Consider the following 13,316-nt stretch of genomic DNA (forward strand, 5'->3'; position numbering starts at 1 on the left):
TTCCCCTACGAGTATGTCAAGAAACGTTGATGCCAGATTGGTCCATGCCGAATGAGATCCATATCGAAATAAGGATAACACAATTTTGATGAATGATGCAAATATTAACCACTTTGTACCTTAGATTTCTTGTCTCATTTAGTCGACATGACTGGACATCCAAAAAACCGCTGTAATTCATCGTGCAGACCGGCTGATAGCTGCACATTGTAACAGGGATCGAGTATAAAAGCTCGCCGATCCGATAAAAAACAGAGTTGAACCGGCGTATTTCCTCGGTATTCCTGTAAGATTTGGAGCATCACCTGTATGGAGGCCTTTTCCGTGGAGGCGATAGGGACTTTTAAGATGACCTGCCTCGGGCTCAATGTGGCCTTTTGGGGTTCTGAAGTCGTAGCGCTGATCTGCTCGACTGCCTTTTGAGCCGCTTGGACAAAGGGGATGCTATCGCCTCGACTTACCGCTGCAGAAGCCTCTTCCGGATTGACTGGTGTCAGCCGCTCACAAAAGATTTTTTTATTTTCTTCTTCGTAATGAATTTTTCCTTCTAAAAGTACGATGCTATCATCACGAATTTTATCGGCAAACCGTTCATAGGCCCGTGGGAAGACGAGCACATCGACACTTCCGCCCCAATCTTCTAAGGTGAAATAGGCCATCAGTTCCCCTCGCTTCGTCGTGGTTCGCCGTAACGAGTGGATGACACCTGCCAGGATCATCTTTTGCTGATCCATGTCTGGCTGGATCCGGGCGATGGGCATGGAGATGCGCTGCTCGAGGAAAGGACGAACTTCTTCCAGCGGGTGACCACTGAAGTAGAGGCCTAAAAGTTCCTTTTCCATCGTCAAGATGTCCCGGTGAGGAAAATCGGCCACCTCGGGAAGAGGCACCGCCGTTTCGGCTCCCCCCTGCCCTTGCCCCGGTTCACCAGCATCTTCTCCGCCGAATTCGAAGAGGTTCATTTGTCCTGTCGCTAAGTCTCGCTGCCGCCGGGCAGCTACCTCGAGGCATTTGTCCAAAATCTGAAGCAAAGGGCGCCGCGTGCCGAGGGAACTCATCGCGCCAGCCTTGATTAGGCTTTCCAATACGCGCCGGTTTACTTGTCGGCTATCGACACGGGTGCAGAAGTCATCGAGAGATGTAAATCGCCCTCCCGTTTCTCGAGCCAGCAAGATAGACTCAATGGCGCCGCGGCCTACGTTTTTCACAGCAGCCAGGCCAAAGCGGATCTGTAGGGCCTTTGTCTCGCTGTCGGCGACAACCGAGAAATCCGTTTCTGAAGCGTTCACATCGGGCGGCAAGACGCGAATGTGCATGCGCTGGCATTCATCGATATACTGGGCCACTTTTTCCGTTTGATCAGCGACACTCGTCAACAGGCCAGCCATGAACTCGACGGGATAGTTCGCTTTAAGAAAGGCTGTTTGATAGGCGATCAAGGCGTAGGCGGCCGAGTGACTCTTGTTAAAGCCGTACCCGGCAAAAAACTCCATGAGATCAAAAATCTGACCAGCCGTTTTTTCAGGCACCTGGTGAGCGACAGCGCCTTCGACAAACTGTTGCCGCAGTCCAGCGATGACTTCCGGTTTTTTCTTCCCCATCGCCCGCCGCAACATATCGGCTTCCCCTAATGTGAAACCGGCTAAATCGCTGGCGATGCGCATAACCTGCTCCTGGTAAAGAATGACGCCGTAGGTGTCTTTTAAGATCGGTTCTAAGTTCGGGTGTAGATATTCGACGGTCGTCTGCCCGTGCTTACGGCGGATAAAATCTTCCACCATGCCCGACTGTAAAGGACCGGGCCGGTAGAGGGCGACTAAGGCGACAATGTCGTCAAAGCTGTTCGGTTTCAAGTCCCGCAAAATCGCCCGGAGACCGGAACTTTCTAACTGAAAGACGCCGAGGCTGTCGGCCCGGCTGAGCAGTTGATAGGCTTTCGCATCGTCTAACGGCAAGTCTTTGAGCAGGATCTCCTTGCCTTGGGACTTTTTGATCTTATCCAAGACGTCACCGATGAGGGTGAGCGTCTTCAGTCCCAATAGGTCCATCTTGAGCAACCCGATTTCCTCGACGGTGTCTTTGGCAAACTGGGTGGTGACGCCGTTTTCAGTCCCTCGCGTAACCGGCAGGTATTCGTTCAACGGCGCTGGGGCGATCACCACGCCGGCAGCGTGTGTGGAAGCGTGGCGGGGCATGCCTTCGATCGCTTGGGCTGTAGAGATCAGGTTATCGATGCGAGGATCTTCCCGCAAAGCCTGCAACTCTGGACTCATTTCCAGCGCTTTGTCGATCGTCATGCCCAGTTCTGTCGGAATCGCTTTGGCTACCTTGTCCACATCGGCTAGCGGCAGGTTTAGAGCTCGGCCTACGTCTCGGATAGCCGCCCGGGCGGCCATCGTTCCAAAGGTGATGATCTGGGCGACCCGATCAGATCCGTATTTCTGCACCACATAGTCGATGACTTCGCTGCGCCGTACGAAATCGAAGTCGATGTCAATATCAGGCATGCTGACCCGTTCGGGGTTCAGGAATCGTTCAAAAAGCAGATTATACTCGATAGGATCGATATCGGTGATCCCGAGGACGTATGAGACGAGACTGCCTGCGGCAGAGCCACGGCCTGGACCGACGAGAATACCATGATCGCGGGCGAAGCTACAAAAGTCCTGCACGATCAAAAAGTACCCGGCAAAGCCCATGCGGCAGATGGTTTGCAGTTCAAAGGCTAACCGCTGACGATAGTGGTGTCTTTCAGCAATGTCGCGCCAGACCATTCCTTTTTTACATAGAAAAACGAGGTATTGTTCGGTCTCCCCCCATGGCGCCCCCGGCCAGGGAGAGGCAGTGTTTTCCTGCTGCCAGCGTCGAAAAGCCGGATCTTCGGGAATCGGAAAGGCCGGCAGGTGATGAGCGCCAAAGTTGAATTCGACGTTGCACGCCTCAGCGATGGTCAAGGTGTTGTTCAACGCAGAGGGATACTCACCAAACAGGGCAGCCATTTCTCTGGCGCTTTTCAGGTAGAACTCAGCCCCGTCGAAACGCATCCGGTCCGTATCCTGCAGTGTTTTGCCCATCTGGATGCACATGAGCACATCCTGAATATGGGCATCCTGACGCTCCACATAGTGGACGTCATTGGTGGCCACCAGACCTAGATTTAAGTCTGAGGCGAGTTGAATGAGGCTTTTATTCGCTCGCTTCTGTTCCGGGATGTCATGATCCTGCAGTTCGATGAAATAATTATCTTGCCCGAAGATCTCCCGGTACATCCCCGCCCGCTCCCTCGCCGCCGCCTCTTGGCTGTCAAGCAGCAGTCGAGGAATTTCTCCAGCTAGACAGGCGCTCAGGGCGATCAACCCCTTGCTATACTTCGCCAGCCGTTCATGGTCGACCCGGGGTTTATAATAGAAGCCTTCCAGAAAAGCTTGGGAGACTAGGGTCGTCAGGTTGCGGTATCCTTCTTGATCCTTCGCCAGCAGGACCAAGTGACTCTGTTCGCTGTCTTTTTGCGGATCCCGATCGAGCATCGTCCGGGAAGCTACATAGACTTCACAACCGATGATGGGTTTGATCCCTTTGGCTTTGCATTTTTTATAAAAGTCGATCACACCATACATGACCCCGTGATCGGTGATGGCTAAGGCCGGCATATTTAGTTCGACGGCCCGTTCCACCAGCTTGCCGATACGGGCTGCCCCGTCGAGCAAGCTGTACTCAGTATGGACGTGAAGGTGGACAAATGACTGGGGCAGGGTGGTCACCACCTTAGAACATTTTAAAGGCGTTACCTGGAAAGTTACCCTTCGACATACTCCGCAAGGTCTACCTCTTCGCCGCCTGTGATCGCCGCCAACTGGTCTACGGTGATCGGCAAAGCTGAATTAGCGGTGCCAGCGGCGATGTAAACGACAGGAAAACGGCGCAGGCTTTCATCGATGTAGATACGCATCGGTGATGGAAGGGCGAAGGGGCATACCCCGCCGACGGGATAGCCCGTATATTGCATAGCTCTGTCAGGATCGACGAACTTGGGTTTGCCGCCAGCGACAGCTTTTAGTTTTTTTATGTTGACCCGGACATCGCCGCTGGTGACAACGAGAACCGGTTCTTCTTTGATTTGGAAACAAATAGTTTTAGCGATAGCTCCCACTTCTACACCGACAGCCTGAGCAGCTAGAAGGGAACTGGAGGTGGAAACATCAAAGAGCATCGGTTTTAAACCGAGTTGAAAAGCATCGAGATATCGGCAAACCCGCTCATAAGCGGATTCGCTTTGCTGAGCCTGTTCCTCTGATGAAACGATAACCATGAAGTGCCTCCCGATCTGTTCTTGTTCATCATTCATTTTTGACTGGTAAGTGGAACAACAAACATTATATAGTCAAATGACGTCGAATCCAATTGATTACTTCGGCAAAATTAGACCTTTCAATTGCTCCCGTAGTTCCCTCTTACCAGAGTCATTGTCCTCGGCTGAATGAAGTGTATAATGGTCACTAGCGGAACGGACCACGTCGATTCGCTTTAACATATCCAAGCAACCTAAGGTTTTACTCATCACCATATAAGCTTCTCGGTCAATGTGCAGCGGGTAAAGCTGTTGGGAGATCTGTAACAGCGAGCCTTCGCCGATCTCCCTTAAAATTTCGTAGACATCCGCTGTTTTTTGCAGGAAATGCTCGCAAATGGCCTCGATGACGGCAGGCAAGTCCTCAAAAGGCTCGCCATGGGCGGGAAATACTTTATTTACAGTAAGACCTCTCAGTTTGTGAAGGCTTTCCAGATAGATAGGAAGTGTAGGCACCCGTTCCCCTTCCACATGATAGATAAAGGGATTAGGCACAACTTTTTGCATGATCGTGTCGCCGGAGAAAAGCCAGCCTGTTCCCTTTTCCCGGAGCACCACATGGCCGAGTGAATGACCTGGGGCGAAATGAATCTCAAAGTTCATTTCGCCAGTGTTGATCATTTCATCATCATCGACAGGCACAAAGGTGACGCCAGCCGGTCGGTAGGATGATGGAATCCAGCGACTCGGATCAATTCTTCGCGAATCCCATGTGGCAGGAAGCTCCCAGCCACGGAAGACTTTTTGTGCTTTCTCACTTCTCGTTCGCTGTAAGTAGAGTTCCAATGGGTGCATATGTATGGGGATACCAGCTTCGGCGGCGATGACCTGAGCCAGTCCAAAATGGTCGGGATGAAAATGGGTGACAACGATCCCTTTGAGATCTCGAAATTCATAGCCTAAAGCTTTAAGCTTATCCCGCAGTATAGTTCGGGCTGCTTCGTCGGGCGGCCCTGCGTCGATCAGCATGGGTCGTTCGTCTTCCACAAAGTATACGTTGACGTCCCCGATCTGGTACGGTGTAGGCAAGGTAATCGGCACGATTCTAGCCACGCAAGCTCACTCCTTTTGTAAGATAAGGACTTCGACCTTCACCCCAAAAGTCCTACATGTAAAGAAAAAGCCAAATTTAGCATAAGTTTTCCTTTAGTGACGTATTTTAGAATAAAAAAGCCGCTATCTCCCGAGTAAAGGAGTGCGGTCTAGGAATACATTCCCATTATCTTGCTCGCCTTACATCCTCCAACTGGATTTCTTGCTCAATGGACCGAATAGACAGTCTTTCGCTAATCCGAACTAATCGACCATAATTTTCTGCCAGTCGATTTATCTCCTGTTTTATTTCTTTTGTTTCATTCTGCACTCTTCTAACATTTTCCCCCATGTCACAGGTTTCATTCTTCAAAACAGAAAGATCCTTCTTGATGTCGGAAACTTCGTTTTTAACAGCGGAGACATCTATTTTGACCTGGGTAAATTCCTTTTTTACATCAACCTCGAAGTCATAAAGCTCTTTTTTAACGTCAGAAACCTCTTTCCTATATCCGCTACCATCGTATTTGTATTACCAACAATTCGGATAAGATCAACCATTAAGGTCTCTAATCTTTCTAGACGGTCTTGGTTCACAAGCATCCCCCCCCTTTACGTCTATCCAAACAAAATTAACCTTATAAGAATTATAAGATGTTAAAATTTGTAAATCAATTATCCTTTAGCACTTCTTGTAGTTCCGGAAACGGTGACAAAGCTCGCTGCAGGATGCCATGAACGTGGGCGATACAAACGCCGTAATTGACGATCGGTACACCTGCTTCCTGAGCTCGCATGATTCGTGACAACATTTCCCTACGGTTGATCGTACAGGCACCGCAGTGAACGATCAGCTTGAATTCCTCTATGTTCTCAGGAAAGCGGGGACCGCTGCACCATTGAAAATCGAGATCACCGCCTACGCTTTGTCGGAGCCAGCGAGGGATTTTCACTTTGCCGATATCGTCTTCCATGCGGTGATGGGAGCAAGCCTCAGCGAGCAGCACCTTGTCTCCCGGTTTAAGCTCGTCAATAGCTTTGGCACCGGCGACAAGCGTCGCCAAGTCTCCTTTATTGCGGGCAAAAAGAATCGAGAATGATGTGAGTGGAACATCGGATGGCGTGTCGGCATCGGCCTTCAAAAAAGCTTGAGAATCGGTGATGACTAAGTCGGGCTTTTTATTCAGGGTACTGATGGACGCTTTCAGCTCTCGCTCCTTGACGACATAAGCCATAGCGTCATGATCTAGGATGTCCCGGATGGTTTGAACCTGTGGCAAGATGAGCCGTCCTTTCGGGGCGGCCAAGTCGACAGGTACCACCAGTACGACAGTATCTCCCTCTCTGACCAGATCGCCTACCAAAGTCTGATCATCCCACTGTGACGGTGCGTTTCGGACGATGGCGATCTTTAACTCACCGATTCCCTGGCGCGTTTTTGCACTGACAAGAACAGGGTCGGTCGCAAAGCGAGTTGTAACCTCTTCCAGAAAGGACGGGGGTACTGGATGAGCATCCGCTTTGTTGAGTACGACCAGCAGCGGTAATTTTTTCTCGCGGCAACGGCGGACCAAATCCATTTCATATTCACTGATACCAGTTCCGCTATCCATGACCAGCAAAACCATGTCCGCTTTGTTGAGCACATCAATGGAACGCTGAACCCGCAAGGCTCCGAGTTCTCCCTCATCATCGATGCCAGCGGTATCGATAAAGACGACTGCTCCTAAGGGCAGCAGTTCCATGGCTTTATAGACCGGATCGGTCGTCGTCCCCGGTACATCAGAGACGACGGCGATGTCCTGGTTGGTCAGGGCGTTGATTAAGCTCGACTTTCCGGCATTGCGGCGTCCGAAAATCGCGATGTGAAGCCGATTCGCTCGCGGTGTTCCATTCATTATTTTGATCCGTCCTTTCTCCCTTGATTTTTCCGATTTCCGACAACACCTGGCCGGCACAGCTCGGCAGCCTGAAGCAACCGATCTAACTCTTCCGCTTCAAAAACTCCCGATTCGAGGACCACCTCTCGAACAGGACGGTTTTCGGCGAGGGCTTTTTTTGCCAGGGAAGCAGCACGATCATAACCTAGCAACGGAGCCAACGCCGTAATCAGACTGACGCTATGGTGTAAATATTCGAGACAGCGGTTTTCGTCCGCTTCAATACCTCGGATGCATCGTTCCACCAGAAGCTTCAAGGCCCGGGTCAGCATCTCCATAGCAGGCAGCAGGTTAAAGGCCACCAGCGGCAGGAAGGCGTTCAGTTCCAGTTGTCCCGCCTGGGCTGCCAAGGTGATGGCCAAATCATGGGCCATCACCTGATAGGCGACTTGATTGACCATCTCCGGCATGACCGGGTTGACTTTTCCCGGCATAATAGACGACCCTGCCTGTAATGGTGGCAGCCGAATTTCCCCAAGCCCCGCTCGGGGTCCAGAGGCGAGAAGCCGTAAGTCCGACGAAAGCTTCGCTAGGGTTACCGCATGGGCTTTGAGTAGGCCTGAAGTTTCCACAAAGACATCGGCATTTTGCGTCCCGTCGATCATATTTTCATTTCGAGCCAGCCCTAATCCCGTCAAGGCACGAAGACGTTCGATGACCATGTATATATAACGGCGGTCAGCGTTTACACCGGTGCCGACAGCAGTTCCGCCTAAGTTGACTTGCCGCAGGCGCTCTTCCATTTTATATAGGCGCCAGCGATCTCGAGCGATCGCTTCGGCCCAGGCAGAAAACTCCTGTCCTAACGTCACCGGTACGGCATCTTGCAGTTCTGTCCGCCCTACCTTTAAGACACCAGCGAATTGGGACTCCTTTTCCTGCAGCGCTCCCTGCAAGGTCGCACACATTTCCGACAAGGGAGTGAGCAGCCGGATCGCAGCGATACGCAGGGCTGTCGGGTAGACGTCGTTCGTCGACTGTGACATGTTGACATGATTCAGCGGGTGAACCAGATCGTAATCGCCTTTCTCACCCCCGAGAATCTCAATAGCCCGATTGGCGATAACCTCATTCAGATTCATGTTGGTAGACGTACCGGCACCGCCCTGTATGGCGTCAACGATAAACTGATCGGCCCATTCCCCTTCGACTACTTCAGCGGCAGCCTGGATGATCCCATTGCCCCGCCGTTCATCAAGAAGACCGAGTTGTAAGTTCGTCTCTGCGGCCGCCTGTTTCACTAAGGCCATCGCTTTAATCAATTCAGGATGGACTGACTGTCCGGACACATGAAAATTTTCGGCCGCTCTGGCCGTATGAATTCCATAATAGGCTTTATGGGGAATTTCCTTCTCCCCGATAGCATCTTTTTCACGGCGATACATTTCCCATCCCCCAAAAAGAAAGCAACCCCTTGGCCAAGGGGTCATTACATTCAGTATACCGTTCTTCGACAATTCATCGCAACTGTTGCCTTTGTGTCTTGACTTAGGCTTCCCTGAACCGGCCTTGAATTATCGTCTCTATCCCCATGTGACAAAAGTTCCATCTTTTTTTCGTTGACAAATGTCTATTCAAAAATTATTCTTGCCTTAGATGTGAAAAGTTCCGATGAAGGCTGTAAGCTTATAGGAATATATGAAGTAACAGAACCGGCCGAAATACTAGGGGGGTATGAAAAATGTTCAATATCGGTGTACCCGAAATGCTGCTCATTCTTTTCGTTGCACTTATCGTCTTTGGTCCTGGCAAACTGCCCGAACTAGGCCGCAGCCTCGGTAAGTCCATCAATGAGTTTAAAAAAGCTACTTCCGACGTCAAGTCAACCTTGCAAGAGCTTGACACGAAAAAAGATGCTTAATTCACTTCATGACGAAACGTTCTTACTGGGAGGCCAACCCTGTTGCAGCATCGTGATGCCCTGATCTCTGATCTTCCTGCGATCATCGAGATTTACAATTCTACCGTACCTGGACGGATGGTCACGGCTGATACAGAGCCCGTTTCCGTAGAGAGCCGTCTCCAGTGGTTCCATGAACATGGCCCCCATAAGCATCCCCTCTGGGTCGTTGAAAAAGAGGAGACCATCGCTGGTTGGCTCAGTTTCCAACCCTTTTATGGACGTCCCGCCTACAGCGCTACAGCGGAGCTAAGCATCTATATCGACGAAAGGTACCGCCGGCATGGGTTCGGCCGTTACCTCATCCAACAAGCGATGGAGGAAGCTCCCCGGTTAGGACTGCGCACCTTATTGGGTTTTATCTTCGCCCACAACCAACCTAGTGTTCAACTTTTCCAAGCCTATGGCTTTCAACAGTGGGGTCATCTTCCCAAAGTGGCCGAACTGGACGGCGTTGAACGAGACTTATTGATTTACGGGTTACGAATATGCCCGTGAAAATTACCGGGAAGCACTGGAAATATAAGAGTGATTAGAAAGACCCGCCTCTCTTCTAAAGAGGCGGGTCTTTTTTTGTCGTCTATCGTCTCATACTAAAGCTGGAGGTGATGAAATGAAGGACGAGAAAAAACCTTTGACTTCCGATGAGGATCGCAGAGAGTTTATGGAATCAGCCGCTCAGCTCCCAAAGGCTCATATCGATATGATGGTCCGTTCCAATATGGGAGTTCTCCCAACTCCCCTTTACCCCGCCGTACCTGATGGGAGAAGGGAAAGAGATAGAGACTAAAAACCACTCCGGGGAATTTTTATCACAACTGTTCCCGTTCGTACGTTAAAACTAGGACGATAAAGAGCAGGACGAGGACAGGCTTTTACTTCATACAGCCTGTGTTTCGTTCTGTTTCATTTTATGACTACCGAATTAGGCCGAACTACAGGGATACTTTTTTTTACGATACTCCTCATACTCCCGAAGAATCTCCGGGCGGGACTTGAAAAAATGCAGGAAATCAGCGAGACAGGCTAACGTCTTCTCACTGACCGTATGTTCAATCTTTTCCGTTTCCTGCAGGACGTCGTCAGGCAGGCCGATTGTCCGCAAAAAGTCTTCAATCATATTATGGCGCTTAATCAAGAATCGTCCCGCTTCCCGACCTTTTTCACTGAGCACGATAATTCCATAGCGCTCGTAATTCACCCAACCGGCCTCTGAAAGCTTTTGGACCATTTTCGTGGCCGACGGCGGCTGCACATTCAAAGCGGCGGCAAGATCGTTAATCCGAGTGAAACCTTGTTGGTCCTGGCAAAGCCGGTAAATCATCTCTAAATAATCTTCCATGGACGCCGTCAGGGAGGTCTCTTCTTTTTTCATATATTCCCGAAAGGTATAGAACTCATCGCCAGCCACGAGGTACCACCTCCACTTCGCTCGCATGGAAAAGTCTTTATTACATCTTAGTTGAAAGCGAATGCAAAAATGCATAATGACAAGCACCGCTGAGATATATCCCCATATGTTATAGCGAGCTAAAACCATTAGCAGTGGGTAACGGAGCACATCATTTACCAGTCTCTCAAAGTTCAGAGCGTCTCTCTCACTTAGACACCACTATAGGAGAAGGATTCCATAAGGAGGAGCAAGATGAATCACTATCTTCCTCTTTCTCACATTCCGATAGGCCGTAAAGCGAGAGTCATCAACCTTGAACTGGAAGGTTTTTCTCGGAGGCGTATCCTCGATATGGGACTTGTGCCGGGAACAGAAGTAGAAGTACTTCGCCGAAGTCCCTTAGGTGATCCGACAGCTTATCTCATCCGCGGAACCGTCATCGGGCTGCGTAAAGATGAAGCCTCCCACATCATCGTCCAGAAACAATAAAAAGAGGTGTGTGTTCAATGGGAGAGGTGTGCCGTTCTTGCGCTGCTTGCCAATTATCGAGTACCGATTCCCTGCGAGTACAATACAACGTAAACAGGGGTTCAGAAGGTGACCTGATCATCGCTTTGGCAGGCAATCCAAACGTGGGAAAAAGCACCATTTTTAACGCTCTAACCGGACTCCGTCAGCATACAGGCAATTGGCCAGGCAAAACAGTAACACAAGCTCAAGGTACGTACCGGCATCGCGAGCAAAAATTCGTCCTTGTCGACCTGCCGGGGACTTATTCTCTCCTATCTAACTCAGTCGACGAGGAAGTTGCTCGTGACTTTATCTGCTTTGGTCAACCGGACGCCACCATCATCGTCGTCGATGCCACTTCTCTAGCCCGTAACTTAAACCTGGTCCTGCAAGTCCTGGAAATCACTCCAAAAGTCGTGTTGTCGGTCAATTTGATGGACGAAGCCAAAAGTAAAGGCATTCGTGTAGATTTGGATGCTCTATCCCAAAAACTAGGCGTTCCCGTCATCGGCACGACAGCCCGTTCCGGCGCCGGATTAGATGAATTAAAAGAAAAAGTCTACCAGGTGGCTCTCGGATACCTGGAAACGAATCCGATTTCCGTCACTTATGATCCGGAAGTGGATGAAGTGGTGCAAAAGTTGCTGCCGAAAGTAAAATCGCTGGTCCAGGGGATTCACCTCAATCCTTACTGGGTAGCCATGCGTTTAATGGATGGTGACGAATCTTTCTTACAACGCTTAACTCACTATACCTCTTTGGGAGAAGTCTGGCCTAAGGGAGAGGCTGCACTATGTCCTCGCTGACACCTTTTCAATCTCTCGCCCAGGAAGCCCGCCGACAGTCAGGAAGGGTTATCGCTGACCGGATCGTTGAAAATATCTACCGTCAAGCAGAGTTGATTGCACAAGATACCGTCCAAATCGATCCGGAAAAAGCCCGAAAGTGGGACCGGAGGATCGATGAACTGCTCACCTCTCGCTGGTTCGGTTATCCACTGATGCTCGGCTTGTTGAGCGTCCTCTTTTGGATCACCATTGAAGGAGCCAATATCCCCTCCTCCCTCATCGCCGATGGACTTTTTTGGGTCCAGGATCGATTGTCCGCACTGTTCCTTGCCTCCGGCTCTCCCCTTTGGCTCCAGGGTTTTCTGGTGGAAGGCGTTTACCGCAGCTTAGCTTGGGTCGTATCGGTGATGCTGCCGCCGATGGCCATCTTCTTCCCGCTCTTTACGATGCTCGAAGATTTGGGATACCTTCCCCGGGTGGCCTTTAACTTAGATCGTCTCTTCCGGTTAGCTGGTGCCCATGGAAAACAAGCGCTGACGATGAGCATGGGCTTCGGTTGTAACGCCGCGGGTGTGGTGGCCTGTCGAATTATCGAATCGCCGCGGGAGAAGCTTATTGCGGCTTTGACCAACAACTTCGTTCCCTGTAACGGCCGTTTTCCAACACTCATCGCAGTAGCATCCGTTCTCACCGGTGGTTTTCTTGGGGTAACTTGGGGAGCAAGTATGGCAGCACCCATCGTCTCAGGACTCGTCGTGTTCGGCGTAGCGGTCACCCTCTTCGTCTCCTGGACACTTTCCAAAACCCTACTGAAAGGGCAGCCTTCATCATTTACCCTCGAGATGCCGCCGCTTCGGAGACCTCAAATCGGCCGTATCATCGTCACCTCGATCTTTGACCGTACTCTCTTCGTACTGTGGCGAGCTGTCGTCGTAGCTGCTCCCGCCGGCGGCGTCATCTGGCTATTGGCCAACATCTCCACCGGTGAACAGAGTCTGCTGACAACCTTCGCGAATGGCCTGAACCCGCTCGGCGTTGCCCTAGGCATGGATGGGTATATTCTGCTCGCCTTCATCCTAGGACTGCCCGCCAACGAGATCGTGCTTCCGATCTTGATTATGAGTTATCTAGCCGGAGGAAGACTCGTTGAGTTAGACAGCATTGAGGAACTGGCCCGGTTGTTCATCGACCACGGTTGGACCTGGTTGACCGCTGTAAACGTGATGCTCTTCTCTCTGCTCCACTTCCCTTGTGCGACAACACTTCTGACCATGCGTAAAGAAACGGGAACCTGGCGCTGGCCCCTCCTTTCCGTAGTCATGAACACCCTGTTGGCAGGATTCGTCTGTTTTATCGTGGCTCAAGGAGCCCATTGGCTGAACCTCGTTTAACGAGCATCCAATTC

Annotated in this window: 12 protein-coding genes; 6 read left to right on the forward strand and 6 right to left on the reverse strand. The window is 50.8% G+C overall.

Going from position 1 to position 13,316, the window contains the following annotated elements:
• Window positions 1-134 precede the first annotated feature (134 nt).
• The 5 genes from H1S01_RS09760 to H1S01_RS09780 all read right to left on the reverse strand — a co-directional run bounded on the left by H1S01_RS09760 (window position 135) and on the right by H1S01_RS09780 (window position 8,705).
• Entirely contained in the window at window positions 135-3,764 is a 3,630-nt protein-coding gene (locus H1S01_RS09760) for a DNA polymerase III subunit alpha (RefSeq protein ID WP_341479075.1), read from the reverse strand.
• A 32-nt stretch (window positions 3,765-3,796) separates the two neighbouring features.
• On the reverse strand, window positions 3,797-4,309 hold the full coding sequence (locus tag H1S01_RS09765; protein WP_188040079.1) for a YbaK/EbsC family protein: 513 nt from the start codon (window positions 4,307-4,309) through the stop codon (window positions 3,797-3,799).
• A 96-nt stretch (window positions 4,310-4,405) separates the two neighbouring features.
• Window positions 4,406-5,401, reverse strand: a complete 996-nt coding sequence (locus H1S01_RS09770) for an MBL fold metallo-hydrolase (RefSeq protein WP_188040081.1) — start codon at window positions 5,399-5,401, stop codon at window positions 4,406-4,408.
• 650 nt (window positions 5,402-6,051) lie between these two features.
• Window positions 6,052-7,278, reverse strand: a complete 1,227-nt coding sequence (gene hydF / locus H1S01_RS09775) for a [FeFe] hydrogenase H-cluster maturation GTPase HydF (RefSeq protein ID WP_188040084.1) — start codon at window positions 7,276-7,278, stop codon at window positions 6,052-6,054.
• A complete protein-coding gene (locus H1S01_RS09780) occupies window positions 7,278-8,705 on the reverse strand; it encodes an aspartate ammonia-lyase (protein WP_188040086.1) in 1,428 nt (475 codons plus the stop codon). The genes hydF and H1S01_RS09780 overlap by 1 nt, the downstream gene beginning before the upstream one ends.
• A 296-nt stretch (window positions 8,706-9,001) precedes the next feature.
• Here H1S01_RS09780 and tatA point away from each other — a divergent pair, with 296 nt between their 5' ends.
• From tatA to H1S01_RS09795, 3 genes are all read left to right on the forward strand, one after another.
• Window positions 9,002-9,181, forward strand: a complete 180-nt coding sequence (gene tatA, locus H1S01_RS09785; RefSeq protein WP_155476223.1) for a twin-arginine translocase TatA/TatE family subunit — start codon at window positions 9,002-9,004, stop codon at window positions 9,179-9,181.
• A gap of 42 nt (window positions 9,182-9,223) precedes the next feature.
• The gene (locus tag H1S01_RS09790; protein ID WP_188040088.1) at window positions 9,224-9,718 is read left to right on the forward strand and encodes a GNAT family N-acetyltransferase; all 495 of its coding nucleotides are present in this window, start codon (window positions 9,224-9,226) and stop codon (window positions 9,716-9,718) included.
• Window positions 9,719-9,833: 115 nt separating this feature from the next.
• A complete protein-coding gene (locus tag H1S01_RS09795; protein ID WP_188040090.1) occupies window positions 9,834-10,010 on the forward strand; it encodes a hypothetical protein in 177 nt (58 codons plus the stop codon).
• A 135-nt stretch (window positions 10,011-10,145) separates the two neighbouring features.
• On the opposite strand, the gene mntR is transcribed toward H1S01_RS09795, so the two are convergent.
• A complete protein-coding gene (gene mntR / locus H1S01_RS09800; protein WP_188040092.1) occupies window positions 10,146-10,631 on the reverse strand; it encodes a transcriptional regulator MntR in 486 nt (161 codons plus the stop codon).
• A 234-nt stretch (window positions 10,632-10,865) separates the two neighbouring features.
• Here mntR and H1S01_RS09805 point away from each other — a divergent pair, with 234 nt between their 5' ends.
• Genes H1S01_RS09805 through H1S01_RS09815 form a run of 3 tightly spaced genes read left to right on the forward strand, consistent with a single transcriptional unit; the run spans window position 10,866 to window position 13,302 of the window.
• Window positions 10,866-11,102 (forward strand): FeoA family protein, encoded by a 237-nt coding sequence (locus H1S01_RS09805; RefSeq protein ID WP_188040094.1) that lies wholly within the window; start codon window positions 10,866-10,868, stop codon window positions 11,100-11,102.
• 17 nt (window positions 11,103-11,119) lie between these two features.
• The gene (locus H1S01_RS09810) at window positions 11,120-11,929 is read left to right on the forward strand and encodes a FeoB small GTPase domain-containing protein (protein WP_188040096.1); all 810 of its coding nucleotides are present in this window, start codon (window positions 11,120-11,122) and stop codon (window positions 11,927-11,929) included.
• Complete coding sequence (locus H1S01_RS09815; protein WP_188040098.1) at window positions 11,917-13,302, forward strand: nucleoside recognition domain-containing protein; 1,386 nt, start codon at window positions 11,917-11,919, stop codon at window positions 13,300-13,302. Before H1S01_RS09810 ends, H1S01_RS09815 begins: the two co-directional genes overlap by 13 nt.
• Window positions 13,303-13,316 lie beyond the last annotated feature (14 nt).

Origin of the sequence: Heliobacterium chlorum, from assembly GCF_014502795.1 — a bacterium.
GTDB lineage: Bacteria > Bacillota > Desulfitobacteriia > Heliobacteriales > Heliobacteriaceae > Heliobacterium > Heliobacterium chlorum.

Excerpts from the sequence above, each read along its gene's own strand:
- H1S01_RS09765 (WP_188040079.1), bottom strand. The coding sequence starts at position 4,309 with ATGGTTATCGTTTCATCAGAGGAACAGGCTCAGCAAAGCGAATCCGCT.
- hydF (WP_188040084.1), bottom strand. The coding sequence starts at position 7,278 with ATGAATGGAACACCGCGAGCGAATCGGCTTCACATCGCGATTTTCGGA.
- H1S01_RS09780 (WP_188040086.1), bottom strand. The coding sequence starts at position 8,705 with ATGTATCGCCGTGAAAAAGATGCTATCGGGGAGAAGGAAATTCCCCAT.
- tatA (WP_155476223.1), top strand. The coding sequence starts at position 9,002 with ATGTTCAATATCGGTGTACCCGAAATGCTGCTCATTCTTTTCGTTGCA.
- H1S01_RS09795 (WP_188040090.1), top strand. The coding sequence starts at position 9,834 with ATGAAGGACGAGAAAAAACCTTTGACTTCCGATGAGGATCGCAGAGAG.
- H1S01_RS09805 (WP_188040094.1), top strand. The coding sequence starts at position 10,866 with ATGAATCACTATCTTCCTCTTTCTCACATTCCGATAGGCCGTAAAGCG.
- H1S01_RS09810 (WP_188040096.1), top strand. The coding sequence starts at position 11,120 with ATGGGAGAGGTGTGCCGTTCTTGCGCTGCTTGCCAATTATCGAGTACC.
- H1S01_RS09815 (WP_188040098.1), top strand. The coding sequence starts at position 11,917 with ATGTCCTCGCTGACACCTTTTCAATCTCTCGCCCAGGAAGCCCGCCGA.